The sequence below is a fragment of the Sphingomonas citri genome, assembly GCF_019429485.1.
Lineage (GTDB): Bacteria > Pseudomonadota > Alphaproteobacteria > Sphingomonadales > Sphingomonadaceae > Sphingomonas > Sphingomonas citri.
This window is the reverse complement of sequence record NZ_JAHXZN010000001.1, coordinates 1-24,843: the sequence shown is the minus strand read 5'-3', so window position 1 is coordinate 24,843 and position 24,843 is coordinate 1. Positions and strand designations below refer to the sequence as shown.

Genomic DNA, 24,843 nt, shown 5'->3' with positions numbered 1-24,843 from the left:
ACGCGGCCCATTGCGGTGCCGGATGTCGGACTCGAACCGACGACCTACCGCTTACAAGGCGGTTGCTCTACCATCTGAGCTAATCCGGCTCGCCTCTCCGCTAGCGCGGTAGGGGAGAAAAGTCGAACATTGTGTGGGGAAAAGTGTGGGGATTTGACCCGCTATCGACCTCGGAGAGGCCACTAGGCATAGCACAGAATGCTGAAAAATGGCTGATTTCCGTTGATCTTGGGTTAACCTTGGTTAGGAAAAGTTTACCAGAAGATTTGTAAACCGAAGGTCGCGGGTTCGATCCCTGCAACCGGCACCACGCCTCCGCCTTCACCGCGTTCGAGCGGCGGCCCCCGCTCGCCGACGTCCAGCATCGCGGCGGTTCAACATGACCACGCTCCAGATCTTGACGGAGCCACCGACCGAGCGCGCGTGCTCGCTGCCGCCGCATCGGTCTCGGCGGCCGCGGGTGGCCGTGAGCGAGTCCAGCGATCAGCCCACCCCTCGGGCGAACCGAGTCGCTTCCCTCGCGCGCGCGGTAGGTCGCAGGAGCGGATCAGGCGGTGCCGGCGCCTCCATGCCCGGGCTGCCCCTTGCGCCACCGCGCTCCGTCAGGGCGATTGTTTCCGGGCTCGCTCCAGGCCATTCTGCCCGGCTCAATGGGAGATCAGCGATGCGTCATATGTCGATCGTCGCGACCGCCGTCGCGGGCCTCCTCTCCGCGGTCGCGACGACAGCGCCCGCCGCCCCACGCGGTGTCGAGGCGGCGCTGGCGCGGCTCGACATGGCGCAGAAGGAGATGGTGGCGCAGGCCGACGTCGCGAAGCTGGCGGCGCTGTCCGCGCCCGAGCTGACGATCAACGCGCCGACCGGCCGCGTCCTCTCGCGCGAGGAGTTCCTGGCGATGATGCGGGACGGACGAATCGGCGCGGAAGAGTTCGACCGGACGATCGAGCGCGTTCGCGTCAGCGGCGACACCGGCGTGGTGATGGGCAGCGAGCGGTTCACCCCCACCGCGGCGAGCGAGCTGGGGCGGACCTACGGCACCGCCCCGCTGCGACGGCGCTATACCAACATCTACCAGCGCCACCATGGCCGCTGGTATTGGCTCGCGCGTCACGCCAACGTCGTCCCGATGCCGCCGGGACGATCGCCGTGAGCCTCCTCGCGCACCATCGTGCGCGCGTCGGTCCCGCCGCCCGTCGTGCGGTCAGGCCGCGCTTGCCGCGGCGACACGGCGCCGGCGGCCGAGCCGCAGCGCCGCGCCGACCAGGCCGAAGCCGAGGATCAGCATCGACCAGACCGAGGGTTCGGGCACCGCGCTGGTCAGGCCGAAGCGCTGGTCCATGTCGCGGAAGCCGGCGGCCTGCACCGCGCCGGTGACGTGGACGCCGTCGAACGAGAAGAAGCCCGCGCAGCCGCTCGCCTGCGCGCCCGCGGCGACGCAGTTGGTATCGGCACGCAGCGGCGGCAACCCGAACTGGTCGGGGTGCTGCAGCACCCGCACGTTGAACTCGCTGAGGCTGTAGAAGTACAGGTCGGTCCCTGCGCTGACGGTCAGCCCGCCCAGCGCGGTGCGCAGATAGTTATTGGCCGCGATGGTGTACGGGTCGCCGGCGAGCGGGAAGTCGGTGAACAGGATGTTGCGCGCGCCGCGCTCGTTGAGCGCCTTGATCCCGGCGACATACTGGTTCGCCGCCGCCTCGAGATAGCTGTTCACGTCGGGATAGTCGCCGATCGCGCCGACCGGGCCGAACACGCCCTTGGCGCCGAACACGTCGTTGCCGCCGAAGTTGAGGATGTACAGGCCATTGGGATCGATCGCCTTGCCCGAGGCGGCGAAGGTGCTGAGCTGTGCGCCCAGGTCGGGGATGACGTCACCGGTGTCGACCACGCGCGCGCCGCCATAGGCATAGTTGCTCCCGCCGGCGCGCGAGGGCGTGGTCGGCACGCCGAAGAGCTTGAGCGAGATCAGATCGGGATAGTCGAAGCCGTCGGTGAAGCGGTTCTGGAAATAGCCTTGGCTCGGGTCGGGGCGGGTTCCGCCGTTGGAGAGGTAGAGATTGCCGGCGTCGACCAGACTGTCGCCGAACACCGTCACCGAGGTGAACTGCGCGGTGCTTCGGTCCGCGCCCGCCGGCTGTACCGCGATCAGCCCCAGCGCGCTCAACGCCAAGGTCCATTCCCTCTTCATTCTCGGTCTCCCGCGTCGCCGACATGGCGCACCACACGATAGACCGTGCCGCAGAAACGATGATCTGAAAAGAGGGTGTTAAGGCTATGTAAAGATTCTTTCCCGCCACTCCGAACCGATCAGTGATCGCTCGCCTTGACGGCCCCGATGCCGGTCTCGGACCGAACCCGCTGCGCGACATAGCCGGCGCGGTCCACCGCCGCCCGGCCGCTTCGATCCAGGCGCGAGACCAGCCAGATCGTCGCGAACGCCGCGGGCATCGAGAAGAGCGCGGGCGAGCCATAGGGGAAGATCGCGGCGCCGTGACCCAGCACCGTCACCCAGATCGCGGGCGACAGGATCGTCAGCCCGAGCGCGAGCGCCAGCCCGACCGCCCCGCCCGCGACGACGCCGCGCGTGGTGCAGCCGCGCCACAGCAGCGACAGCAGCAGGACCGGGAAGTTGGCCGAGGCCGCCATCGCGAACGCCAGGCTGACCATGAAGGCGACGTTCTGCTTCTCGAACAGGATGCCGAGCGCGATCGCGACCAGCGCGAGCGCCACCACGGTCACGCGCGAGACGCGCAGCTCCGCCGCCTGGTCCGCGCGGCCGCGGCGGAACACGCTGGCGTAGAGATCGTGGCTCACCGCCGAGGCGCCCGATAGCGTCAGCCCCGCGACCACCGCGAGGATGGTCGCGAACGCCACCGCCGAGACGAAGCCGAGGAACAGGTCGCCCCCGATCGCGTGCGCGAGGTGTACCGCGGCCATGTTGCCGCCGCCGCGCAGCGCGCCCGCGGCGTCGAGGTAGCGCGGGTCGGTGCCGACCAGGACGATCGCGCCGAAGCCGATCACGAAGGTCAGCAGGTAGAAATAGCCGATCCAACCCGTCGCCCACAGCACCGAGGTGCGCGCCGCACGCGCGTCGGGTACGGTGAAGAAGCGCATGAGGATGTGCGGCAGCCCGGCGGTACCGAACATCAGCGCGAGCCCGAGCGAGATCGCCGAGACCGGGTCCTTGATGAAGCCGCCCGGCCCCATGATCGCGCGCCCGGCGGCGAGCGCCTCGGCCGGCGCCGCGCCCTTGGCGGCGGCGGCGGCTGCCTTGGCCTGCACCGCGCGCGCGAACAGCGCCTCGGGCGAGCCGAACTGCCACAGCACCGCCGTCGCCATGAAGCTCGCCGCGCCGAGCAGTAGCACCGCCTTGACGATCTGCACCCAGGTGGTCGCGAGCATGCCGCCGAACAGCACGTACAGCGTCATCATCACGCCGACGATCGCCACCGCATAAGGATAAGGCAGGCCGAACAGCAGCCGGATCAGCTGCCCCGCCCCGACCATCTGCGCGATCAGATAGAAGAGCACGACCAGCAGCGTCGACATCGCCGCCAGCGTGCGCACCGGCGTCTGCGCGAAGCGGAACGAGGCCACGTCGGCGAAGGTGAAGCGGCCCAGGTTGCGCAGCCGCTCCGCCATCAGGAACAATACGATCGGCCAGCCGACCAGGAAGCCGATCGAGTAGATCAGCCCGTCATAGCCGTCGGCGAAGATCTGCGCCGAGATGCCGAGGAACGACGCCGCCGACATGAAGTCGCCCGCGATCGCCAGGCCGTTCTGGAAGCCGGTGATGCCGCCGCCGGCGGCGTAGAAGTCGGCCGCGGTGCGCGTCCGCCGCGCCGCCCAGCGCGTGATCGCGAGGGTCAGCAGCACGAAACAGCCGAACATCGCCAGCGCGGGCCATCCGGTGCCGCCGCCCGAGCCGGTCATCGCCGCGCCTCGGCGACGATCGCGGCGACCTCGGCGTCGAACTCGCGGTTGGCGCGGTACACGTAGATCCCGGTCAGCGCGATCGCCAGCAGGATCACGCCCAGCCCGATGGGAATGCCCAGCGAGGTGGCCCCGCCCGCCAGCGACCGCGCGAGCAGCGGCTTGTCGAAGGCGACCAGCAGCACGAAGCCGAGATAGGCGACGAGCATCACCGCGGTCAGCGCCAGCCCGAGCCGACCGCGGCGCCGGACCAGCCGCCGGTAGCGCGGGTCCTCCGCCAGCCGCTCGAGCGCGGCCTCGCCCTGCTCCATCCTCGCATCTCCCCTCTGCCGTCGGATCATAGAGGCTCGCGGCGGTTTGGCGAGCGATGATCGCGGGTCGCCGCGTTGGGCGGCACCGCCCCGCGTCGACGGACGTTAGGGGCGCCATTACCCGGTCGTCACGGAGCCGTCGCATGCCCTACCCCGCCCCCTACACCGCTGATTCCGCTCGCTATGATGGGCGGATGCCGTACCGTCGCGTCGGCCGCAGCGGGCTGCGCCTGCCCGCGATCAGCCTCGGCCTGTGGCAGAACTTCGGCGGCAGCGACGTGTTCGAGACCGGCCGTGCGATCCTCCGCCGCGCCTTCGATCAGGGCGTCACCCACTTCGACCTCGCCAACAACTACGGGCCGCCCTACGGCTCAGCCGAGGAGGCCTTCGGCCGCGTGCTCGCGACCGACTTTGCCACGCATCGCGACGAGCTGATCGTCTCGACCAAGGCGGGCTGGGACATGTGGCCCGGGCCGTACGGCGATGTCGGCTCGTCGCGCAAATATCTCATCGCCAGCTGCGACCAGAGCCTGCGCCGCATGGGGCTCGACTATGTCGACATCTTCTACTCGCACCGGGTCGACCCGAACACGCCGCTGGAGGAGACGATGGGGGCGCTGGTGCAGCTGCACCGTCAGGGCAAGGCCCTGTACGTCGGCATCTCCTCCTATGAGCCCGGCCTGACCGCGCGCGCCGCGGCGATCCTGGCCGAGGAGAAGGTCCCGCTGTTCATCCACCAGCCGAGCTACTCGATCCTCAACCGCTGGATCGAGCGCGGGCTGCTCGACACGCTGGAGTCGCTCGGCACCGGCTGCATCGCCTTCTCGCCGCTGGCGCAGGGCATGCTAACCGACAAATACCTCCACGGCGTGCCGGAGGGCGCGCGCGCCACGCGCGGCGGCTCGCTCGGCCAGTCGCTGCTGAGCGAGCAGAACCTCGCCGCGATCCGCGACCTGAACGCGATCGCCGCGGCACGCGAGCAGACGCTGGCGCAGATGGCGATCGCCTGGGTGCTGCGCGATCCGCGCGTCAGCTCGGCGCTGATCGGCGCGCGCACGGTCGAGCAGCTCGACGACTCGCTCGACGCGGTGAAGCGGCTCGACTTCGCCGAGGACGAGCTGGCGCGGATCGACTCGCTCGCGCGCGACGGCGGGATCAACCTGTGGGCGGAATCGTCCGACATCGTCGAGCTCCCCGCGGCGCAGGGCGTGCCCGCCTGAGCGCGGCGACACGTGAAGGCGCGCGCGACGGCGCTTGAACGCGCGTGCGGCGACACGACATCGCCGCCCGCTCCATCGACACGCGAAGCATGAAGGACCCGACATGAAGGCCATGACGATCGGCGCCCCGCCCACCCTCGACACGCTCGGCTTCACCGAGCGCGCCGACCCGGGCGCGCCCGGCCGCCGCGCGATCCGCGTCGCCCTGCACGGCAGCTCGCTGAACTATCACGACCTCGGCGTCGTCACCGGCGGCATGCCCGCAGGCGACCGCGTCATCGCGCTCGCCGACGGTGCCGGCACGGTCGAGGCGGTGGGCGAGGGCGTGACCGACTTCCAGGTCGGCGACGCGGTCGTCTCCTGCTTCTTCCCCGACTGGCAGGACGGCGCGCCCACGATCGGCGACTTCCGCCGCACGCCCGGCGACGGTATCGACGGCCACGCTACCGAGACCGTCGTCCGTCCCGCCACCGCCTTCACGCGCGCGCCCAAGGGCTATGACGCGGTCGAGGCGGCGACGATCACCACCGCGGGGCTCACCGCCTGGCGCGCGCTGGTCGGCGAGGGCGCGCTCAAGGCGGGCGACACGGTCCTGCTGCTCGGCACCGGCGGCGTCGCGATCTGGGGCCTCCAGATCGCCAAGGCGATGGGCGCGACCGCGATCGTCACTTCCTCATCGGGTGAGAAGCTGGAGCGCGCGCGCGACCTCGGCGCCGACCATGTCGTCAACTATCGCGAGGTCGCCGACTGGGGCCGGGCGGTGCGCGACTGGAGCGGCGGCGGGGTCGATCACGTGCTCGAGCTCGGCGGCGCGGGCACGCTGACCCAGTCGATCGAGGCGGTGCGCGTCGGCGGGCAGATCGCGCTGATCGGCACCGTCGCCGGGGTCACCGGCGACGTGCCGACCGCGGCGCTGATGGGCAAGCAGGCGCGGCTGCAGGGATTGATCGTCGGCTCGCGCCGGCAGCAGCAGGAGTTCGTCCGCGCGATCGAGGCCACCGGCATCCGCCCGGTGATCGACCGCCGCTTCCCGCTCGAGCGGCTGCCCGATGCCTTCCGCTTCCAGCAGTCGGCCGGGCACTTCGGCAAGATCGGCGTCGATTGGTGACGTCGCTCGACCACTTGAAAGTCGCGTGAAAACAACCATCTTCGCGTCATCGTCAACAACGGGAAGGAGGTGATCGAATGTCTCATTGTCACAAGCCGGTATCGGCACAGGGCGCGGGCATGATCGCTTCTGCGGGGCATGCCGCCGCCTGACACACTGCCGGCCCCGGCCGACAATGGAGAGGCCGTCCCGCGAGGGGCGGCCTCTCGCTTATATGGGAGCCCGATGGACGACCTCTTCGACCTGTCGCTGATCCCCGGCCTGCGCAGCGTCCCCGCGTTCGTCGATGTCGACGAGGAGCGCGCGCTCGTCGAGAGGATCGACTCGCTCGCGCTCGCGCCCTTCCGCTTCCAGGGCTGGCTCGGCAAGCGGCTGACACACAGCTTCGGCATCCACTATGATTTCGATCGCGCCGCGCTGGCGCGCACCGACCCGCTGCCGCCGTGGCTCGCGGCGGTGCGCGATCGCGCCGAGCAGGCGGTCGGCCTCCCGCCGGGCACGCTCGAGCAGGCGCTGCTGATCCGCTACGATCCCGGCGCGGGCATCGGCTGGCACCGCGACCGGCCGCACTTCGATCACGTCGTCGGCGTCTCGCTCGGCGCGCCCGCCGCGATGCGCTTCCGCCGCCGCCTCGGCGAGCGGTTCGAGCGTCGCACCGCGCCGCTGCCGCCGCGCGGGCTCTACCATCTCGCTGGCGAGGCGCGGTACGAGTGGGAGCACAGCATCGCCGCGATGGCGGCGACGCGCTGGTCGATCACGCTGCGCAGCCTGTCCGGACGCGGGCGCGCCGCCGTGGGCGACTGAGCCGCAAATCGAGCGGGTTCAGGGTCGCGCGAAGGTGCGCGCCAGCCCGTGGTACAGCTTCTCGCGACACACCAGGCTGCTCGCGCCGTCGGCGAGGAAGGCGGCGGCGAACATCGGCAGCATCAGTCCGCGGCTCGCGGTCGTCTCGGAGAGGATGATCACCGCGGTCAGCGGCGCGCGCACCACGCCGGCGAAATAGCCGACCATGCCGAGGATCACGATCGCCGAGGCGGGCTCGTCCGGGAACAGCGGGCGCAGCAGGTTGCCCAGCCCCGCGCCCACCGCCAGCGACGGCGCAAAGATGCCGCCGGGCAGCCCCGCCACCGCGGTCGCCAGCGTGGCCAGGAACTTGGCCGGGCCGAACCACAAGGGCGCGTCGACCCCGACGATCATCGCGCGCGCCGCGTCATAACCGGTGCCCCAGGTCAGCCCGGTGGCCACGCCCAGGCTTCCGACCACCACGCCGCAGATCGCCGCGAAAGCGACCGGGCGCTGCTTCGACCAGACGGTCAGCCGGCCAGGGCCAGTGGCGAGCGCCAGCATCAGCCGCGCGAACAACCCGCCGCTCAACCCGCCAGCGATCCCCGCGACCGGCACCGCCAGCAGCGCCGGGCCGAGCGCCAGATGCGCGCCGATCACGCCGAAATAGACGTAATCGCCCTGCACCGACTGGGCGACCATGCCCGCGATCACGATCGCCGCGATCACCAGCAGCGTCACCCGCTGCTCATAGGCGGAGGCGAGCTCCTCGATCGCGAAGAGCAGCCCGGCGAGCGGCGTGTTGAATGCCGCCGCCACGCCCGCCGCGCCGCCCGCGATTAGCACCGCGCCGCGCAGCGGAACGCGCAGCAACCGGTGACTCAGCCCCATCACCGCGGCGGCGATCTGCACCGTCGGCCCCTCGCGCCCGGTCGAGGCGCCGCCGAGCAACGCGGCGAGCGTCAGCAGCGTCTTGCCCGCCACGGTGCGGATCGACACCAGCGAGCCGGTGGCGCGCTCCGGATCCTGCTGCGCGACGATCACCTGCGGGATGCCCGATCCGCGCGCGAGCGGGACCCAGCGCCGCGTCAGCCACACCAGGACGGCGAAGAGCAGCGGCGTGGTGAGCAGCGGGGCATAGCGGTACCGACGTGCGTAGCTCGCGAACAGCGCTCCCACCGAGTCGGCGGCGAGCGCGAACAGCGTGGCGGCGACGCCGATCGCGACCGCTCCGGTCAGGATCGCCATGCGCGTGCGAAACCGTACGGAACGAGGCCCCTGCGCGCGCAGCAGGGCGCGATAGCGGCGCGCGGTCCACCGGCGCTGGCCATCGGTGGGGGAACGCGGTTCGATCATGTCCCGCTCCTATCGCCCTGCCGCGAAAAGGCCAGCGCGGCACGGATGCACCACGCCGTTACGGGCTGTTAAGCCTATCGCGCGATAAGCGGATCATCGTGCGAGGCAGGTGGACGTGACGTGGAGCAGGTGAGCGCAGGCGGCGATGACGTGTGGCTGGAGGCGGCGTCGTGGAGCGACAACCGCCGCGAGCTGCGCATGCCGACGGCGCTCGAGGGCAGCCTTCGCCTGTTCCTGGGCGAGAGCGAGTCGGTCCAGGTGATCGATGTCTCCAACCGCGGCTGCCGGCTGCGCGGCGTCGCGCTCAAGCCCGCGCAACGCGTCTGGCTACGCATCGGCGGCCTCGAGACGCTCGTCGGCACGGTGGCGTGGTGCGACGACGGCGAGGCGGGCATCCGCTTCGAGCAGCGCCTGCCGCGCGAGGTGATCATGCTGCTGTCGGGCGGCGCGCGTGACGACGACGGCTACGAGGACATCTGACGTGAGCGGCGCGGTCAGCAGCGACTCGGCCGCGCGCGAGCATCAGCCGCGCGCGGAGCGCCATCGCGTGATGCTGGGCGCGCTGATCGAGCGCTTCGGCCACGGCGGCGCGACTCGCCACCGCGTGCGCGACCTGTCGAGCACCGGCGTGCGGGTTGACCAGGCGGAGCGGCTGCAGCGCGGCGCGACCGTGCTCGTCACGGTCGGTTCGCTGGCCGCGGTGGGCGCGACGGTGATCTGGGTCGATCAGGGCGCCGCCGGGCTGCGCTTCGCCCAGCCGATCAACCCCGACGACGCGCGCGCCAAGACCTTCGTCGCCAAGCCGAGCGCGCCGGCTCGCCCGCGCGAGGAGCCGCTCGGCAACGCCGGCTGGCTCGGCCATATCCGCGGCGCCTACGACCGCTGAGGCGGAAGTGAAGGGTGAAAAGGCGCTCCCGCTCGAGCGGGAGCCCAGTCACGGACGATCATGACCTGGAGGACCGCTGATCCTGCCGACGCAGGAGCGCGGTTCAGCAGATCGTCGTCGTCACGGCCGTCGGCGGCAGGACCAGACCAACGCGGCCAAGCTGCCGATCACCGCGGCCATGGCCGTGATCAACGGGGCGTCGAGCAGGATCATCGGGCACCTCCTTCCACGCGCTCAGCCATAGCGCGAGGCCGCGATGTAGGACAGAACATATTGAGAACATTGCGCTTGCGACATGGCGTGCGGCGCGACCGCGATCGCCAGCGATCCGGTGTGGGCGCAGTGCGAGTTCATCGGTAGCGCGACCTGCGATGAGCCGAAGTTCGGGTACGAGACTGCGGCGCGGTGGTATCTTTGGAGAAACGGCAGACACCGCTCGGCGAGACGCCCTTCGACCGTTCGCGGCCTACACGCCCTCGCCGCGGTCCCCGATCATGCGATGCTGCCCGCGCGCCCGCGCTGCGCTGCGGATGAGATGCTCGCTCATCTGCATCGCCACCTCGGCGCTGACGTTGAAGGAGCGGCCGCAGCTCGACTCGATGATCACCACGCCGTCACGCGCGGCGACCAGCGGCACGCTGGTGCAGACTCTGGCGCTCACGCTCACTCTCCGGTTCGTGGCGGCGCGCGGCGCCGCCCGCAGCGCACCCGCGTGCGCCATCGAAGTGACACAAACCGGCCGAACGACTCGCCGTTCCACGGCGCGTCGCGCCCTGCTCACTGGTCGTCGCTGCCGCCCTGCACGATGAAGTCGGTGAAGTAAGCGGCGTCGACGTGCCCGGTGTAGCCGTCCGCGGCGAGCTGGCGGTTGACCGCGCCGGTGATCGCGCCGAGCAGCTGCTGCTTGCCCGCGTCGGTCATGTCGGCGGCCTCGCTGGCGTCGCCGAAGGCGAGGATCATCGCCGAGCGCAGCGCCGGATCGTCGCGCCGCAGCGCGTCGAGCACCTTCGGGTCGCGCGTGCTCACCGACACACCCGCCTGGAGCACCGCGTCGGTGTCCCTGATGTTGACCGTCAGCGGCGGATCGAAGGCGTAGAATTGCACCGGCAGCACCGCCGGCACGACGGGCGCCGCGTCCGCGCGCACGTCCGATTCAACCGCCGCCGCGACGCCGTCGCGCGAGAATACCACTCCGCCGGCCGCGCCCAGCCCGATCACCAGCACCGCCGCCACGGGCACCAGCGCCAGCTTGATCCCTCGCTTCATCCCGCGTCCATCCACTGCCTCGCCGGCCATCGTAGCGCCAGGTGATTACCGTCACGCTAACTAGCGCCCGCTGCTGCAACCGCGGGGCGGCCCGACTCGTTACGCGTGCGATGAGGCTCAAGGTCGCCAGCTACAACATCCGCAAGGCGATCGGCACCGACCGCCGCCGCAACCCCGAACGGATCCTCCAGGTGCTGCGCGAGATCGACGCCGACGTGGTGGCGTTGCAGGAGGCCGACCGCCGCTTCGGCCAGCGCGCCGCGGTGCTCACCCCGCACCTGCTCGAGGAGCACAGCGACTGGCGCTCGGTCGGGCTCGGGATGCGCGCCACCAGCATGGGCTGGCACGGCAATGCCTTGCTGGTGCGCAAGGGGGCGACGATCCTCGACTGCCAGCAGCTCCACCTCCCCGCGCTCGAGCCGCGCGGCGCGGTGTGCGTCGATATCGCGATGGATGGGGCGATCGGGGGCGAGGCGGTGCGCGTGATCGGCATGCACCTCGATCTCTCGGGGCTGTGGCGGCGCCGGCAGGCGGCGGCGATCCTCCAGCACGCCGCGCATCGCGCCCCCGGCCCCGCGACGGTGATGATGGGCGACCTCAACGAGTGGAGCCGCGCCTCGGGCTGCCTCAGCGACTTCGCGCGCGACTTCCACTTCGCCGAGACCGGGCCGAGCTTCCACGCCCGCCGCCCGATCGCGCGTCTCGACCGCATCATGGTGTCGCGCGCGCTGCGCGTGGCCGCCTGCGGCGTCCACCAGTCACCCGCGTCCCGGGTCGCCTCGGACCATCTGCCGATCTGGGCCGAGATCGTCGCCGCATGAGCACGGCGGCGGTGCGCGAGAAGGAGCTGCGGCTCGCGCTCGTCTGCTACGGCGGGATCAGCCTGGCGGTCTACATGCACGGCATCGTCAAGGAGGTGTGGCATCTTGCCCGCGCCAGCCGGGCCGCCCGTGACGACGCGACCTGCGACGGCGCCAGCGCGCGCGTCTATCGCGCACTGCTCGACGAGATCGAGGAGAGCGCGGGCTGGCGCGTGCGCGTGCTGCCCGACATCGTCGCGGGCGCGAGCGCGGGCGGGATCAACGGCGTGTTCCTGGCGCAGGCGATCGCGAGCGGTCAGTCGCTCGATCCGCTCACCGACCTGTGGCTCGAGGGCGCCGACGTCGAGCGTCTGATCGACGCCGACGCCGCGCCGGCCTCGCGCTTCTCCAAGGTCTGGGCGCTGCCGCTCGCCTGGATGGCGGCGGGGCGCAGCGCCGACCAGCTCGAGGCGCTCGACGAGGCGACCCGCGACGAGGTCCGCGCCAAGCTCTCGCATTTCGTGCGCTCGCGCTGGTTCGAACCGCCCTTCTCGGGCGAGGGCTTCACCGCGATGCTGCTCGACGCCTTCGAGGCGATGGCGGCGGCGCCGCGCGGCCCCAGGCTCCTGCCACCGGGCCAGCCGCTCGACCTGTTCCTCACCGTCACCGATTTTGGCGGCCACCCCGAGCGGCTCCAGCTCCACTCGCCGCCCGAGGTGATGGAGACCGAGCACCGCCTGGTGCTGCCGTTCAGCGACCATGGCGTCGCGCTCGACACGCTCGCCGCCGTCCCCGAGCTCGCCTTCGCCGCGCGCGCGACCTCGAGCTTCCCCGGCGCCTTCCCGCCCTTCACGGTGGCCGAGCTGGACCGCGTGCTGCGCGCGCGGCGGCGGCGCTGGCCGGGGAGACGCGACTTCCTCGAGCGCGTTCTGCCGCGCCACGCCGCCGCACGCGCCGCCGAGCGCGCGGTGCTGATCGACGGCTCGGTGCTCGCCAACGCGCCCTTTCGCCCCGCGATCGACGCGTTGCGCGAGCGCCCGGCGAAGCGCGAGATCGACCGCCGCTTCGTCTATGTCGACCCCTCGCCCGGCCATAAGCTGACGCTCGGCGCGGGCAGTGCCGGGCCACCCGGCTTCTTCCAGACGATCCTCGGCGCGATCAGCGAGCTGCCGCGTCAGCAGCCGATCCGCGACAATCTCGAGGCGCTGGCCGAACGGTCGCGCCGGATCGAGCGGATGCGCGCGATCACCGAGGCGATCCGGCCGCAGGTCGACGCCGGGATCGAGGAGTTGTTCGGGCGCACCTTCTTCCTCGACCGCCCGACCCCCGCGCGGCTGGTGGCGTGGCGCCGCCGCGCGCAGGAGGCGGCGGCCGAGCGTGCCGGCTTCAGCTATGTCGGCTACGGCCAGCTCAAGGCCGCCGGGGTGATCGAGTTCGTCGCCGCATTGCTCCACTCGATCGGCGGTTCACCTGGCGCGCAACGGTGGAGTCGCACGCGCCAGCGGCTCGACGCCGCGCTCGCCGCGCGCGGGCTCGGTGCCGACGCGGTCTATGCCGGCGGCGCGAGCGAGGCGATGGTCGCCTTCCTGCGCACCTTCGATCTCAACTTCCGCGTGCGCCGGCTGCGGCTGCTCGCGCGGCGGCTCGGCGAGTTGGAGCATGAGGCGAGCGCCACCGCGCTCCAGCCGCTGCGCGACGCGATCTACGACTCGCTCACCGATTATCTCGCCGCCAAGCGCACCGACACGCACGCGGCGCTGCGGCGCGAGGTGCGCGCGCTGCGCGACGACGCCGCGCCGCTGCTCGACGCGTTCGGCGCCTCGCTCGACCTCACCGCGCGCGACGCCGCCACCGACGCGCGCATGGCCGCCGCGCTGGCGGCGGTACCGCGCGAGGTGCGGCGGCCGATGCTGCTCAACTATCTCGGCTTCCCCTTCGTCGACGTGGCGACGCTGCCGCTGCTGCAGGGCGAGGGGCTCGACGAGTTCGACCCGATCAAGGTCGACCGAGTCTCGCCCGACGACGCCCGCTCGATCCGCTCGGGCGGCGCGGCGGCCACGCTGAAGGGCATCCAGTTCAACAGCTTCGGGGCCTTCTTCAGCCGCGCCTATCGCGAGAACGATTACCTCTGGGGGCGGCTGCACGGCGCCGAGCGGATGATCGACATCACCGTCTCGACACTACCCGCGGCGACGCGGCTGCGCGCGGGGCGCGTCGCGGCGATCAAGCGCGCCGCCTTCCGTGCCATCCTCGACGAGGAAGAAGCGCGGCTCACGCACTCGCCGGGGCTGGTGGCGGCGCTGCGGCGCGAGGTGGGGTGACGGGCGGAGACGCGGCGACGTGCCTCCCTGTCCCGGATGGTTGCTCGCGCTATCGTCGTCACTGTCCTCACCGCCCTCTCTCGTCATCCCCGCGAAGGCGGAAATCCAGACGCGCAGACGTGGCGGCAAGAAGGGAGGCGTCAGCGTGCATGGATCCCCGCCTGCGCGGTTATGACGAAGGGGAGCCGGGAGCGGCGAACGTTTACGGAAGCGCGCTCCACCGAAACGTCGGTGGCGTCGTGAGGGTAATCACGTCGTGCCGCCTCCCTCTTCCGAGCCACGCCAGTCCCATTCCGCGCCGCCGCGGTGCGCCACCGCGCACTGGTAAATTCGGGACGCGCCGCCTAGCGTGCGGCGATGCAGTTCCTGAAGCTCCTGTTCTGGTGCCTGATGGCGTTCCTCGCCGCGGTGTTCACCTTCGGCAACTGGACCAACGTCTCGATCCAGCTGTTCGGCGGCCTGGTGGCGGAGGTGAACCTGCCGCTGCTGCTGCTCACCACCTTCCTGCTCGGCTTCGTGCCGACGCTCGTCTATCAGCATTGGATGCGCTACCGCCTGCGCCAGCGGCTCACCGCCGCGGAACGGTCGCTCGAGACCGAGCGCGCGCTGGCCGCCGCGCGCGCGGGCGAGCCGGTCGCGCCGGGCACCATCGTCCCGGTCACGCCGCCACCGCCCGCCGCGATCCCCACCGCCGTGCCGCCCGGAGTCGCGTGATGAGCAGCCGCGTCTATGTCGCCCTCGACACGCCCGATCTCGCCCGCGCGCAGGCGCTCGCCGCCAAGGTCCGTCACCATGTCGGCGGGATCAAGCTCGGCCTCGAGTTCTTCTGCGCCAACGGCCCCGCCGGGGTGCGCGCGCTGGAGGAGGTCGGCCTCCCCGTCTTCCTCGACCTCAAGCTCCACGACATCCCCAACACCGTCGCCAAGGCGGTGCAGTCGCTCGCGCCGCTCGCGCCCGCGGTGCTGACGGTCCACGCCGCCGGCGGCCGCGCGATGCTGGAAGACGCCAAGGCAGCGGCGCACCCCGACACCAGGGTGGTCGCGGTGACGATGCTGACCAGCCTCGACGAGCGCGACCTCGCCGACACCGGCGTGGCGGGCAGCGCGCACGACCACGTGCTGCGCCTCGCCGAGCTGGCACGCGCCGCCGGGCTCGACGGCATCGTCTGCTCGGGGGCCGAGGTGCGCGCGGCCAAGGCGGTGTGGCCGGACGGTTTCTTCGTGGTGCCCGGGGTCCGGCCGGCGGACGGCGCCGTCGGCGACCAGAAGCGCGTGGTGACGCCGCGGCAGGCCGCCGACGACGGCGCCTCGATCCTGGTGATCGGCCGCCCGATCACCCAGGCCGACGACCCCGACGCCGCCGCGCGCGCGATCGCCGCGACACTGTAGCACAGCGATCGCGCGGTCACGACCCGCACCTGGGTCGGCGTGAGACCTGCCTTGCCCCACCCTGCCGTCATCCCGGACTTGGTCCGGGATCCACCGTCCCGCACCTTCTGTAGGTATTACTCTCGCGGAGGAGTGGATCCCGGACGACGTCCGGGATGACGGGTGGAAAAAATTCGGGAGGAGGGGTCGGAACGGTCGCGACGACGGCATAGACGGGGGCCGCCGTCGCGAGAACCTCGACGACCGTGACCCGGTTGTCGTGTTGGCCGCCGCGACGTGGCAATCCCGCCCCGCCACGCCTATGTCGCCGCCTCCACCGCTCGAGTCAGTCATGCCCGTCACCGCCAAGATCTGCGGCCTCTCCACGCCCGACACGCTCGACGCCGCGCTCGCCGGGGGCGCGAGCCATGTCGGCTTCGTCTTCTTCCCGCGCTCGCCGCGTCACCTCGCCTTCGACCAGGCGGCCGCGCTCGCCGCGCGCACCGGCGAGCGCGCGCGCCGCGTCGGCGTCTTCGTCGATCCCGCCGACTCGCTCGTCGTCGAGGCGGTCGTCGCGGCGCGGCTCGACGCGATCCAGCTCCACAAGGTGACGCCCGCGCGCGCCGCCGCGCTGCGCCGAACCGCCGGTGTCGAAAGCTGGGTCGCGCTGGCGGTGAAGACCGCCGCCGACCTCGCCGCCGCCCCCGCCTACGCCGGCGCCGCCGACCGGCTGCTCTATGACGCCAAGACCCCCGACGACGCCGCGCTGCCCGGCGGCATGGGCGTGCGCTTCGACTGGCGGCTGCTCGAGGGCGCGCGCCACCCGCTCCCTTGGGCGCTGTCGGGCGGGCTCGACGCCGGCAACGTCGCCGAGGCCGCGATGCGCACCGGCGCGCGGCTGGTCGACGTCTCCTCGGGCGTGGAGCGCGCGCCGGGCGTCAAGGACGTGGACAAGATCGCCGCCTTCCTGCAACGGGTCGCCCAGCTATGACCGACACGCTCACCCCCGCTCTCGATCCTGCGGCGCGCGCCAACAGCCTGCGCCAGCAGCCCGACACGCGCGGCCATTTCGGCGATTACGGCGGCCGCTACGTCGCCGAGACGCTGATGCCGCTCATTCTCGAGCTCGACCGCGCCTATCGTTCGGCGCGGCAGGATCCCGCGTTCAAGGCGCAGTTCGACGATCTGCTCGAACATTATGTCGGCCGCCCCTCGCCGCTCTACTACGCCGAGCGGCTGACCGAGACGCTGCGCCAGAGCGCCGACGAGGGCCCCGATGGTCAGAAGCGCGGCGCGCAGGTGTGGTTCAAGCGCGACGAGCTCAACCACACCGGCGCGCACAAGATCAACAATTGCATCGGCCAAATCCTGCTCGCGCTCCGTATGGGCAAGACGCGGATCATCGCCGAGACCGGCGCGGGCCAGCACGGCGTCGCCACCGCCACGGTGTGCGCGCGCTTCGGCCTGCCGTGCGTGATCTACATGGGCGCCAAGGACGTCGAGCGGCAGCAGCCCAACGTCTTCCGCATGAAGCTGCTCGGCGCCGAGGTGCGCGCGGTGGAGAGCGGCGCGCGCACGCTCAAGGACGCGATGAACGAGGCGCTGCGCGACTGGGTCGCCAACGTCCACGACACCTTCTACATCATCGGCACCGCCGCGGGCCCACACCCCTATCCGGAGCTGGTGCGCGACTTCCAGAGCGTGATCGGGCGCGAGGCGCGCGCGCAGCTGCTCGACCGCACGGGGCGCCTGCCCGACCTGCTCGTCGCCGCGATCGGCGGCGGGTCGAACGCGATCGGGCTGTTCCACCCGTTCCTCGACGATGACGTCGCGATGCTCGGCGTCGAGGCCGCGGGCGAGGGGCTCGACGCCAAGCACGCCGCCAGCCTCGCCGGCGGCTTCCCCGGCGTGCTCCACGGCAACAAGACCTATCTGCTCCAGGACGAGGACGGGCAGATCGCCGAGGCGCACTCGATCTCGGCCGGGCTCGACTATCCCGGCATCGGCCCCGAGCACGCCTGGCTCAAGGACATCGGCCGGGTCGAGTACACCGCCGTGACCGACACCGAGGCGCTCGACGCCTTCCAGCTGCTGTGCCGCACCGAGGGCATCATCCCCGCGCTCGAGCCGTCGCACGCGATCGCCGCGGTGGCGCAGCGCGCCAAGCAGATGCCGGCCGACCGCATCATCCTCGCCAACCTGTGCGGGCGCGGTGACAAGGACATCTTCACCGTCGCGGCGGCGCTGGGAGTGAGCATGTGACGCGGCTGTCCGACGCCTTCGCCAAGGGCCGGGCCGCGCTGGTGTGCTTCGTCACCGCGGGCGACCCCGACGCCGCCGCGACGCCGGCGATCCTCGACGCTTTGGTCGCGGGCGGCGCCGACGTGATCGAGCTCGGCATGCCCTTCACCGATCCGATGGCGGACGGCCCCGCGATCCAGGCGGCCAACATCCGCTCGCTCGCCGCGGGCACGCGCACCGCCGACATCCTGCGGATCGCCACCGACTTCCGCGCGCGCCACCCGCAGGTGCCTCTGGTGCTGATGGGCTATGCCAACCCGATGCTGCGGCGCGGCCCCGAGTGGTTCGCCGCCGCGACGCGCGACGCGGGCGTGGACGGCGTGATCTGCGTCGACGTCCCCGCCGAGGAGGATGAGGCGCTCGGCCCTGCGCTGCGCGACGCCGGCGTGGCCATGATCCGCCTCGCCACGCCGACCACCGTCGGCGAGCGGATCGGCGAGGTGCTCGCGGGGGCGGACGGCTTCCTCTACTACGTCTCGGTCGCGGGCATCACCGGCAAGCAGCAGGCGGTGCAGGCGTCGATCGAGGAGGCGGTGGCGCGGCTCAAGGCCGCGACCGACCTGCCGGTGGCGGTCGGCTTCGGCGTGCGCACCCCCGAGCAGGCGGGCGCGATCGCGCGCGTCGCCGACGGCGTGGTGGTCGGGTCGGCGATCGTCGAGCTGGTCGCGCGGCACGGCGCGGCCGCGGCGGCGCCCGTCACCGCCTATGTCCAATCGCTCGCGGCAGCCCTCGCAGCCACCGCCGAGGCAAGAGAGGTGACCGCATGAGCTGGCTCAGCAACGTCCGCAACGCGATCGGCGGCTTCGTGCCCGGCGGCAAGACGCAGGCGCCCGACACGCTCTGGCACAAGTGCAAGGGCTGCGGCACGATGGTGTTCAACAAGGAGCTGGAGGAAAACCAGTTCGTCTGCCCCAACTGCGACCACCACGAGCGCATCGGGCCGAAGGAGCGCTTCGCCTATCTGCTCGACGAGGGCAGCACCGAGGTGCTGGCGCCGCCGCGCGCCGCCGAGGATCCGCTCAAGTTCCGCGACTCGAAGCGCTACGCCGACCGGCTCAAGACGGCGCGCGCCAGCACCGGCGAGCAGGACGCCTTCGTCAACGCGCGCGGCACGATCCATGGCCAGCGCGTCGTCATCGGCGTGCAGGACTTCGCCTTCATGGGCGGCTCGATGGGCCAGGCGGTCGGCGAGGCGTTCGTCCAGGGCGTCGAGGCCGCGATCAAGGACCGCGCGCCCTTCATCGTCTTCACCGCCAGCGGCGGCGCGCGCATGCAGGAGGGCATCCTCAGCCTGATGCAGATGCCGCGCAGCACGGTGGCGATCCAGCTGCTCCACGACGCCGGCCTGCCCTATATCGTCGTGCTGACCGACCCGACCTCGGGCGGCGTCATGGCGGCCTATGCGATGCTGGGCGACGTGCAGATCGCCGAGCCCAAGGCGACGCTCGCCTTCACCGGGCGGCGCGTGATCGAGAACACGATCCGCGAGAAGCTGCCCGAGGATTTCCAGACCAGCGAATATTATCTCGAGCACGGGCTGATCGACATGGTGGTCCACCGCCGCGAGCTGCGCGACCGGCTCGCCACCGTGATCGGCTATCTCTGCGGCGAGCGCCGCGCCGCCTGAGGCGACGCGCCCCCGCCCGATGGCCGACCACGCCGTCTCCGCCGACCCGCGCGTCCAGGCGCAGCTCGACCGGCTGTGGGCGCTCTCGCCCGGCGCCGACGTGCTCGGGCTGGAGCGGATCACGCGGCTGCTCGCGCGCGTCGGCGACCCGCAGCGCCATCTGCCGCCGGTGTTTCACGTCGCCGGGACCAACGGCAAGGGCTCGACCTGCGCCTATCTCCGCGCCGCGCTCGAGGCGGCGGGGCACCGCGTCCACGCTTATACCAGCCCGCACCTCGTCCGCTTCAACGAGCGCATCCGCCTCGCCGGCCGGCTGATCGCGGACGACGCGCTCGCGCCGCTGCTGGCGGAGGTGCTCGACGTCGCGGGCGACCTCGGCGCGAGCTTCTTCGAGGTGACCACCGCCGCCGCCTTCCTCGCCTTCGCGCGCACGCCCGCGGATGCCTGCGTGATCGAGGTCGGGCTCGGCGGCCGGCTCGACGCCACCAACGTGCTGCCCGCGCCGCTGGTCTGCGGCGTCGCCGCGCTGGGGATCGACCACCAGGCCTTCCTCGGCGACACGCTCGCGCAGATCGCGGCGGAGAAAGCGGGGATCGCCAAGCCGGGCGCGCCGCTGGTGACGATGCGCTACCCGCCCGAGGCGGCCGAGCCGGTGGCGCGCGCCGCCGCGGCGGCCGGCGCGCCACTGCTGGCCGAGGGCGCGGCGTGGCAGCACCGCGTCGCCGAGACCGGCGTCGTGCTCAGCGACCGGCGCGGCAGCGTCACCCTTCCGCTCCCCGCGCTGCCGGGCGCGCACCAGGCGCACAATCTCGCGCTCGCCGCGGCGATGCTGCGCGCGCAGGACCGGCTCGCGGTGGGCGACGCCGCGCTCGCGGAAGCGGCCCGCGGCGCACGTTGGCCGGCACGGCTCCAGCGGCTCGCGCGAGGACCGCTCACCGCCCCACTCGGCGCCACCCCGGTGTGGCTCGACGGCGGCCACAATGAGTCGGCCGGTCGCGCGCTCGGTGCCGCGATCGACCGGGTCGCCGGCGCGGGCGAGGCGCGCTCGCTCGCCTTGGTGCTCGGCATGCTGGCGAACAAGGACCCGCGCGGCCTGCTCGCGCCGATCGCGCACCGCGTCGGGCAGCTCGTCACGCTGCCCGTGCCCGGCCACGCGCACCACGATCCGGCCGATCTCGCCGCCCTCGCGCGCGAGCTGGGCGTGCCCGCCACCGCGACCGCGGAGACGATCGGGTCGGCGTTCGCCGAGGTGGCGCGCAGCCGGCCCGGCGCGGTGCTCGTGCTCGGCTCGTTGTACCTCGCCGGTGAGGCGTTGAAGGCGAACGACGAGCTGCCCGACTGACCCACAACTTTGCGATTGACTATCAATAGCGCGTGAACGACCCTGCGGGACGATCGAGGAGTCGCCCGTATGTCCGAGCTTTCCGCCGCCGCCACCCTCCAGGCCCTGCCCTATGCCTTGCCCGAGTGCGGCAACGCCCGCGTCGTCCTGTTCGCGATGCGGCGGATGGGCGCGCACGGGCTCTCCGACGCACGCGCCGCGCACGCGCTGTTCACCGCCTTCGGCGAGGCGTTCCGCCGCCCGCTGACGCTGATCCGCGCGCTGATGGCGGACATGGCGGCCAACGCCGCCGCGCCGATCGCGATCGCGCCGTGCTGCTGCGCGCGCATGACGCCGTCGGAGCAGGTGTTGCTGTCGATCCTCGCGCGCGTCGAGACACGCGTGGAGAGCGCGCGCTTGCTGATGCAGGACCTGCTCGGACAGCGCCATGTCGACGGCGTGCTCGCCAGCGCCGCCGCGGTAGCCGCCGCCTTCGCCGACGAGGGACGACCGGTGTCGCTGTGAGGGCGTGGGAAGAGGGCGGGAAAGAGGCTCAGGTGGCCCTCGCGGTTTTTCTCCCTCATGTGATCGCCTTCTCACCGTCATCCCCGCGGAGGCGGGGATCCAGACACGCTGACGCTAGCGATGGAGTCGCCACGGCAGCGGCTCTGGATCCCCTCCTCCGCGGGGATGACGGCGGGAAGGAACCAGCGGGCGCTCCCTATGCCATCCGCCCGTCGCGCGCGTCGCCCGGTCCCTCGGTGCCGGCGCTGCCGACCGAGCGATCGATCAGCCCCGAGCGCCCCATCCAGCAGAACAGCAGCACGCCCGGCAGCGCGGCCGCGACCGTCAGCCAGTAGAAGCCGACATAGCCGAACCGCTCCACCAGCGCGCCCGCGGTCGTGCCGGTGACGATCCGCCCAACGATGCTCGAGGCGGCCGAGATCAGCGCATATTGCGCCGCGGTGAAGCGCAGGTCGCACAGCGCCGAGAAATAGGCGACCACGGTCACGCCGCCGATCCCCGAGGCGACGTTCTCGAAGATCATCGCGCCCGCCAGCCCCAGATTGCTGTGCCCCGTCGCGGCGAGCAGCGCGAAGCTGACGTTGGACACCGCCATCAGCACGAGGCTGAGCAGCACCGAGCGCTTCATGCCCAACCGCGCGTAGAGCCAGCCGCCGATGAAGATGCCGACGAGGAAGGCCCAGAAGCCGACCCCGACGTCGTACAGCGCGATCTCGTCGTTGCTGAAGCCGAGCGAGTCGAGCAGCAGCCGCAGCACCAACTGCCCCAGCGTGTCGCCGATCTTGTGGATCAGGATGAACAGCAGGATCACCACCGCGCCGGGCCGCTGGAAGAATTCGGTGAACGGTTGCCACGTCGCCGCGAGCGCCTCGCCCATGCCGCGGCGACGCACCGGATCGCGGTGGCGGCGCGGCTCGCCCACCACCAGCGCGGCGAGCATGGCGGGCAGCGCCAAAGTGGCACAGGCGCAATAGGCCGCCGTCCAGCCGTAGCGCGCCGCCACGATCAGCGCGAGCGACGCCGCCCCGGCCGAGCCAATGCGCCAGCCATATTGGCTCATCCCCGAGCCCACGCCGAGCTGGCGCGGCTCGAGGATCTCGATTCGATAGGCGTCGATGACGATGTCGTAGGTCGCCCCCGCGACGCCGACGAGCACCGCGGCGACCGCGGTCGCGGCGATGCTGGCCCTCGGATCGGCGAAGGCGAGATGCACTACGGCCGCGATCACCAGCGTGCCCGCGAACAGCAGCCACGACACGCGCTGGCCCAGGCGCCCGATCAACGGCAGCCGCACGCCGTCGACCACCCAGGCCCACAGGAACTTGAGGTTATAGGCGAGGAAGGCGAGACTGAAGGCGGTGACGGTCTTCTTGTCGATCCCGTCCTGCGCCAGCCGCGTCGTCAGCGTCGCGGCGATCATGGCGTAGGGGAAGCCGGAGGAGACGCCCAGCGCGAAGGCGGCGAGCGGCCCCCGCTCGACATAGGGCCTGATCCCGTCCCGCCAGGTCGTGCCGTCCGCGCGCGTCGCCATCAACTCGATCCGCTCCGTCCTCTGCCCCGCCGCGGCGCGCGCCGGACAGCGAGCGCTAGACGATCCCCGCCGCGAGCGGAAGGCGCGGCGGCCGCGGGCTTGCGGCAGGGCGGTGCGGACGGTGGACGGGGCGGCGTAGCGCGAGCAGTGAGTTCACGCGACGGCGCAAAGACGGTGTTCGCGCGCGGGCGCCGAAATGTCACCTCACGCCGCCGCGCAGCCGCTCTGATCCTCCAGCATCGGTCTGGTGCGCGCCGCGGGCCGAAGGCGGGCGCTCTCCGCGCCTCCGCGCCTTCGCGCGATCCATGTGAACGACCGGATCGCCGCGGCCCGGCATGCAGTCTCGCGGCAGCGAGGCGATCGCGCTGTCCTACACCTGCGTCGCCGTGGCAAAGTGGGCGCATGCCGCCTTCCGCCACCGCTCATGTGGTCGCAGCGACGCGCGCGACCCCGGCCTCCCTCCAACATGACTCAACGTTCGCTTCGCGCGACAGCCGCGCCTCGTTCTCACGCAAAGGTCAAGGAAATGAACAAAGCCCAGCCGGCGCTGGATCTTACGGACAGGATCTCACTCAGGATCTCAAATCAAGGCCAATGTTGAGTCCCGCACACGAACCGTGCCGGCGACTCAACATTCGCAACATTCGCGCGCGCTCAGGCGGTCGCCGCACCGCCGGAGTGGAACAGCTGGAATCCTCCGGGCAGCCGCCGCGGCGGCTTGCCCGCGACGCTCTGTTCGATCGCCACGATCGCGGCGAGCAGGTCGCGCTGCGCGTAGGGCTTGGCGAGGAAGCCGCTCGCCAGCGTCGCCGCCTCGTCGGGGCAGTCGCCGGTGACGAACAGCACCGCCACGCCCCGCGCCCGCGCGACCCGCGCCACCTCGACGCCGCTGCCGTCGGCGAGTGTAACGTCGACCAGCACGAGGTCGACCGGCGTCTCGGCGGCGAGCACCGCCAGCGCGTCGGCGACTCGATCCACCGTGGCGACGATGCTGTAGCCCTGATCGGTGAGCAGATGCTCGGCGTCGAACGCCACCAGCGGCTCGTCCTCGACCAGGAGCAGCCGCTCGAGAACCCGCTGTTTGCGCCCGAAGACCATGTGCCCTCACCGTCGTTACGCCGGCACAACGCGCGGGCGGGCGCGCGGGTGCAAATAAATGCCGCTAAGTGCGCGACGATCGGCTAAGCGGCCGCGATGGTCGACCCCCATCCCGAAGGGCGCGCGGCGCGACGCGCCGAGCATCGTATCGCCAAGCTGCTCGCGCGCGCCGGCGTCGCCTCGCGGCGCGAGATCGAGCGGATGATCGCCGAGGGGCGCGTGGCGCGCGACGGGGTCGTGCTCGACACGCCCGCGACGCTGCTCGCCACGCTCGACGGCGTCACGGTGGACGGCCAGCCCGTCGCCGCGCCCGCGCCGGCGCGGCTGTTCCTGTTCCACAAGCCCGCCGGCGTGCTCACCACCGAGCGCGACTTCAGCGGGCGGCCGACCATCTACGACCGGCTGCCGAAGAACCTGCCGCGCGTGGTGCCGGTGGGGCGGCTCGACCTCAACACCGAGGGATTGCTGCTACTCACCACCGACGGCGAGTTCAAGCGCGAGCTCGAGCTCCCCGCTACCGGCGTGGAGCGCAGCTATCGCGCGCGCGCCTATGGCGCGGTGACGCAGGGGCAGCTCGAGGAGCTGATCCACGGCGTCGAGGTCGAGGGCGTGCGCTACGGCGCGATCGACGCCAATCTCGAGCGCCGCACCGGCGCCAACGTGTGGATCGAGATGACGCTGCGCGAGGGCAAGAACCGCGAGGTCCGGCGCGTGCTCGAGCACCTGGGGCTTCGCGTCGGGCGCTTGATCCGCACCCGTTACGGCCCGTTCGTGCTCGGCGACCTGCCGGTGGGCGGTGTCGGCGAGGTGCGCGCCGCCGATCTCGCCGGCTTCCGCCAGACGCTGCGCTCGCCCGCGGCGACGCGGCTGCCGGTCGAGCCGGTGACGGTGCGCGACCAGCGCGCCGGGCGCGGCGCGGGGACGCGGGTGGCGGGCGCCGCGGGCGATGCACCGCGAAGTGCGAGGGTGGCGCGGCCGGCCGGAGGAACGAGCGAGCGGTCCGGCGCCGGTCGGCCGGCGCGACCCGCCGCGGACGTGAGCGAGCGCGCGGGTGCCGCGCGCGGCGCGCGGCCGGCGCCGGGCGCGGCGCTC

Annotated in this window: 25 protein-coding genes and 1 tRNA gene; 17 read left to right on the top strand and 9 right to left on the bottom strand. The window is 72.0% G+C overall.

All coding sequences use genetic code 11. From position 1 onward, the window contains the following. Positions 1-16: 16 nt before the first annotated feature. A tRNA-Thr gene (locus KZ820_RS00130) sits at positions 17-89 on the bottom strand. A gap of 575 nt (positions 90-664) precedes the next feature. On the opposite strand from KZ820_RS00130, the gene KZ820_RS00125 reads away from it, so the two are divergent. Next, a complete protein-coding gene (locus KZ820_RS00125) occupies positions 665-1,150 on the top strand; it encodes a nuclear transport factor 2 family protein (RefSeq protein ID WP_219746733.1) in 486 nt (161 codons plus the stop codon). Positions 1,151-1,201: 51 nt separating this feature from the next. Here KZ820_RS00125 and KZ820_RS21695 read toward each other — a convergent pair whose 3' ends face one another. From KZ820_RS21695 to KZ820_RS00110, 3 genes are all read right to left on the bottom strand, one after another. Next, positions 1,202-2,185 (bottom strand): SGNH/GDSL hydrolase family protein, encoded by a 984-nt coding sequence (locus KZ820_RS21695; RefSeq protein ID WP_258047651.1) that lies wholly within the window; start codon positions 2,183-2,185, stop codon positions 1,202-1,204. 119 nt (positions 2,186-2,304) lie between these two features. After that, positions 2,305-3,930, bottom strand: a complete 1,626-nt coding sequence (locus KZ820_RS00115) for a cation acetate symporter (protein WP_219746732.1) — start codon at positions 3,928-3,930, stop codon at positions 2,305-2,307. Beyond that, complete coding sequence (locus tag KZ820_RS00110; protein ID WP_219746731.1) at positions 3,927-4,241, bottom strand: DUF485 domain-containing protein; 315 nt, start codon at positions 4,239-4,241, stop codon at positions 3,927-3,929. Before KZ820_RS00110 ends, KZ820_RS00115 begins: the two co-directional genes overlap by 4 nt. Before the next feature lie 143 nt (positions 4,242-4,384). Between KZ820_RS00110 and mgrA the strand changes: the two genes are divergently transcribed. From mgrA to KZ820_RS00095, 3 genes are all read left to right on the top strand, one after another. Next, positions 4,385-5,461, top strand: coding sequence for an L-glyceraldehyde 3-phosphate reductase (gene mgrA, locus KZ820_RS00105; RefSeq protein ID WP_219746730.1), 1,077 nt, complete (start codon positions 4,385-4,387; stop codon positions 5,459-5,461). A gap of 103 nt (positions 5,462-5,564) precedes the next feature. Further along, complete coding sequence (locus tag KZ820_RS00100; RefSeq protein WP_219746729.1) at positions 5,565-6,569, top strand: zinc-dependent alcohol dehydrogenase family protein; 1,005 nt, start codon at positions 5,565-5,567, stop codon at positions 6,567-6,569. Between the two features lie 225 nt (positions 6,570-6,794). Further along, on the top strand, positions 6,795-7,373 hold the full coding sequence (locus KZ820_RS00095; RefSeq protein ID WP_219746728.1) for an alpha-ketoglutarate-dependent dioxygenase AlkB: 579 nt from the start codon (positions 6,795-6,797) through the stop codon (positions 7,371-7,373). An 18-nt stretch (positions 7,374-7,391) separates the two neighbouring features. Here KZ820_RS00095 and KZ820_RS00090 read toward each other — a convergent pair whose 3' ends face one another. Next, complete coding sequence (locus tag KZ820_RS00090) at positions 7,392-8,708, bottom strand: chloride channel protein (protein WP_219746727.1); 1,317 nt, start codon at positions 8,706-8,708, stop codon at positions 7,392-7,394. Between the two features lie 120 nt (positions 8,709-8,828). Between KZ820_RS00090 and KZ820_RS00085 the strand changes: the two genes are divergently transcribed. Beyond that, positions 8,829-9,188: a PilZ domain-containing protein gene (locus KZ820_RS00085; protein ID WP_219746726.1), complete on the top strand. Its 360-nt coding sequence runs from the start codon at positions 8,829-8,831 to the stop codon at positions 9,186-9,188. Position 9,189: 1 nt separating this feature from the next. Next, positions 9,190-9,594 carry a PilZ domain-containing protein gene (locus KZ820_RS00080; RefSeq protein WP_219746725.1) on the top strand — a complete coding sequence of 135 codons (405 nt, stop codon included), beginning with the start codon at positions 9,190-9,192 and terminating at the stop codon, positions 9,592-9,594. 466 nt (positions 9,595-10,060) lie between these two features. Here the strand turns inward: KZ820_RS00080 and KZ820_RS00075 are convergent, their stop codons facing one another. Next, complete coding sequence (locus tag KZ820_RS00075) at positions 10,061-10,255, bottom strand: hypothetical protein (RefSeq protein ID WP_219746724.1); 195 nt, start codon at positions 10,253-10,255, stop codon at positions 10,061-10,063. Between the two features lie 116 nt (positions 10,256-10,371). Beyond that, on the bottom strand, positions 10,372-10,860 hold the full coding sequence (locus tag KZ820_RS00070; protein WP_219746723.1) for a flagellar basal body-associated FliL family protein: 489 nt from the start codon (positions 10,858-10,860) through the stop codon (positions 10,372-10,374). Positions 10,861-10,970: 110 nt separating this feature from the next. On the opposite strand from KZ820_RS00070, the gene KZ820_RS00065 reads away from it, so the two are divergent. The 10 genes from KZ820_RS00065 (at position 10,971) to KZ820_RS00020 (ending at position 21,122) form a co-directional block, all read left to right on the top strand. Then, positions 10,971-11,681 carry an endonuclease/exonuclease/phosphatase family protein gene (locus KZ820_RS00065; protein ID WP_219746722.1) on the top strand — a complete coding sequence of 237 codons (711 nt, stop codon included), beginning with the start codon at positions 10,971-10,973 and terminating at the stop codon, positions 11,679-11,681. Beyond that, a complete protein-coding gene (locus KZ820_RS00060; protein ID WP_258047649.1) occupies positions 11,678-13,981 on the top strand; it encodes a patatin-like protein in 2,304 nt (767 codons plus the stop codon). The genes KZ820_RS00065 and KZ820_RS00060 overlap by 4 nt, the downstream gene beginning before the upstream one ends. Positions 13,982-14,338: 357 nt before the next feature. Continuing rightward, on the top strand, positions 14,339-14,695 hold the full coding sequence (locus KZ820_RS00055; RefSeq protein WP_258047648.1) for a hypothetical protein: 357 nt from the start codon (positions 14,339-14,341) through the stop codon (positions 14,693-14,695). Next, entirely contained in the window at positions 14,695-15,369 is a 675-nt protein-coding gene (pyrF, locus tag KZ820_RS00050; RefSeq protein ID WP_219746721.1) for an orotidine-5'-phosphate decarboxylase, read from the top strand. The genes KZ820_RS00055 and pyrF overlap by 1 nt, the downstream gene beginning before the upstream one ends. 331 nt (positions 15,370-15,700) lie before the next feature. After that, positions 15,701-16,339 (top strand): phosphoribosylanthranilate isomerase, encoded by a 639-nt coding sequence (locus tag KZ820_RS00045; RefSeq protein ID WP_219746720.1) that lies wholly within the window; start codon positions 15,701-15,703, stop codon positions 16,337-16,339. Then, complete coding sequence (gene trpB, locus KZ820_RS00040; protein WP_219746719.1) at positions 16,336-17,610, top strand: tryptophan synthase subunit beta; 1,275 nt, start codon at positions 16,336-16,338, stop codon at positions 17,608-17,610. Before KZ820_RS00045 ends, trpB begins: the two co-directional genes overlap by 4 nt. Further along, on the top strand, positions 17,607-18,416 hold the full coding sequence (gene trpA / locus KZ820_RS00035; protein WP_219746718.1) for a tryptophan synthase subunit alpha: 810 nt from the start codon (positions 17,607-17,609) through the stop codon (positions 18,414-18,416). The genes trpB and trpA overlap by 4 nt, the downstream gene beginning before the upstream one ends. After that, on the top strand, positions 18,413-19,276 hold the full coding sequence (accD, locus tag KZ820_RS00030) for an acetyl-CoA carboxylase, carboxyltransferase subunit beta (protein ID WP_219746717.1): 864 nt from the start codon (positions 18,413-18,415) through the stop codon (positions 19,274-19,276). Before trpA ends, accD begins: the two co-directional genes overlap by 4 nt. A gap of 19 nt (positions 19,277-19,295) precedes the next feature. After that, positions 19,296-20,618 (top strand): bifunctional folylpolyglutamate synthase/dihydrofolate synthase, encoded by a 1,323-nt coding sequence (locus tag KZ820_RS00025; protein WP_219746716.1) that lies wholly within the window; start codon positions 19,296-19,298, stop codon positions 20,616-20,618. Between the two features lie 69 nt (positions 20,619-20,687). Further along, on the top strand, positions 20,688-21,122 hold the full coding sequence (locus KZ820_RS00020; RefSeq protein ID WP_219746715.1) for a DUF6628 family protein: 435 nt from the start codon (positions 20,688-20,690) through the stop codon (positions 21,120-21,122). A 196-nt stretch (positions 21,123-21,318) separates the two neighbouring features. Here the strand turns inward: KZ820_RS00020 and KZ820_RS00015 are convergent, their stop codons facing one another. Together KZ820_RS00015 and KZ820_RS00010 are read right to left on the bottom strand one after the other, a co-directional pair. Then, positions 21,319-22,653, bottom strand: coding sequence for an AmpG family muropeptide MFS transporter (locus KZ820_RS00015; protein ID WP_219746714.1), 1,335 nt, complete (start codon positions 22,651-22,653; stop codon positions 21,319-21,321). A 654-nt stretch (positions 22,654-23,307) separates the two neighbouring features. Continuing rightward, positions 23,308-23,751 carry a response regulator gene (locus tag KZ820_RS00010; RefSeq protein WP_219746713.1) on the bottom strand — a complete coding sequence of 148 codons (444 nt, stop codon included), beginning with the start codon at positions 23,749-23,751 and terminating at the stop codon, positions 23,308-23,310. Between the two features lie 96 nt (positions 23,752-23,847). Between KZ820_RS00010 and KZ820_RS00005 the strand changes: the two genes are divergently transcribed. Next, positions 23,848-24,843 (top strand): pseudouridine synthase (locus KZ820_RS00005; protein WP_258047646.1); only part of this gene is annotated, 996 nt, incomplete at its 3' end.

Bases quoted from the DNA above. Each gene is read 5' to 3' on its own strand.
- KZ820_RS00125 (WP_219746733.1), top strand. From the start codon at position 665: ATGCGTCATATGTCGATCGTCGCGACCGCCGTCGCGGGCCTCCTCTCC.
- KZ820_RS21695 (WP_258047651.1), bottom strand. From the start codon at position 2,185: ATGAAGAGGGAATGGACCTTGGCGTTGAGCGCGCTGGGGCTGATCGCG.
- KZ820_RS00115 (WP_219746732.1), bottom strand. From the start codon at position 3,930: ATGACCGGCTCGGGCGGCGGCACCGGATGGCCCGCGCTGGCGATGTTC.
- KZ820_RS00110 (WP_219746731.1), bottom strand. From the start codon at position 4,241: ATGGAGCAGGGCGAGGCCGCGCTCGAGCGGCTGGCGGAGGACCCGCGC.
- mgrA (WP_219746730.1), top strand. From the start codon at position 4,385: ATGCCCTACCCCGCCCCCTACACCGCTGATTCCGCTCGCTATGATGGG.
- KZ820_RS00100 (WP_219746729.1), top strand. From the start codon at position 5,565: ATGAAGGCCATGACGATCGGCGCCCCGCCCACCCTCGACACGCTCGGC.
- KZ820_RS00095 (WP_219746728.1), top strand. From the start codon at position 6,795: ATGGACGACCTCTTCGACCTGTCGCTGATCCCCGGCCTGCGCAGCGTC.
- KZ820_RS00090 (WP_219746727.1), bottom strand. From the start codon at position 8,708: ATGATCGAACCGCGTTCCCCCACCGATGGCCAGCGCCGGTGGACCGCG.
- KZ820_RS00070 (WP_219746723.1), bottom strand. From the start codon at position 10,860: ATGAAGCGAGGGATCAAGCTGGCGCTGGTGCCCGTGGCGGCGGTGCTG.
- KZ820_RS00065 (WP_219746722.1), top strand. From the start codon at position 10,971: ATGAGGCTCAAGGTCGCCAGCTACAACATCCGCAAGGCGATCGGCACC.
- KZ820_RS00060 (WP_258047649.1), top strand. From the start codon at position 11,678: ATGAGCACGGCGGCGGTGCGCGAGAAGGAGCTGCGGCTCGCGCTCGTC.
- KZ820_RS00055 (WP_258047648.1), top strand. From the start codon at position 14,339: ATGCAGTTCCTGAAGCTCCTGTTCTGGTGCCTGATGGCGTTCCTCGCC.
- pyrF (WP_219746721.1), top strand. From the start codon at position 14,695: ATGAGCAGCCGCGTCTATGTCGCCCTCGACACGCCCGATCTCGCCCGC.
- KZ820_RS00045 (WP_219746720.1), top strand. From the start codon at position 15,701: ATGCCCGTCACCGCCAAGATCTGCGGCCTCTCCACGCCCGACACGCTC.
- trpB (WP_219746719.1), top strand. From the start codon at position 16,336: ATGACCGACACGCTCACCCCCGCTCTCGATCCTGCGGCGCGCGCCAAC.
- accD (WP_219746717.1), top strand. From the start codon at position 18,413: ATGAGCTGGCTCAGCAACGTCCGCAACGCGATCGGCGGCTTCGTGCCC.
- KZ820_RS00025 (WP_219746716.1), top strand. From the start codon at position 19,296: ATGGCCGACCACGCCGTCTCCGCCGACCCGCGCGTCCAGGCGCAGCTC.
- KZ820_RS00020 (WP_219746715.1), top strand. From the start codon at position 20,688: ATGTCCGAGCTTTCCGCCGCCGCCACCCTCCAGGCCCTGCCCTATGCC.
- KZ820_RS00015 (WP_219746714.1), bottom strand. From the start codon at position 22,653: ATGGCGACGCGCGCGGACGGCACGACCTGGCGGGACGGGATCAGGCCC.
- KZ820_RS00010 (WP_219746713.1), bottom strand. From the start codon at position 23,751: ATGGTCTTCGGGCGCAAACAGCGGGTTCTCGAGCGGCTGCTCCTGGTC.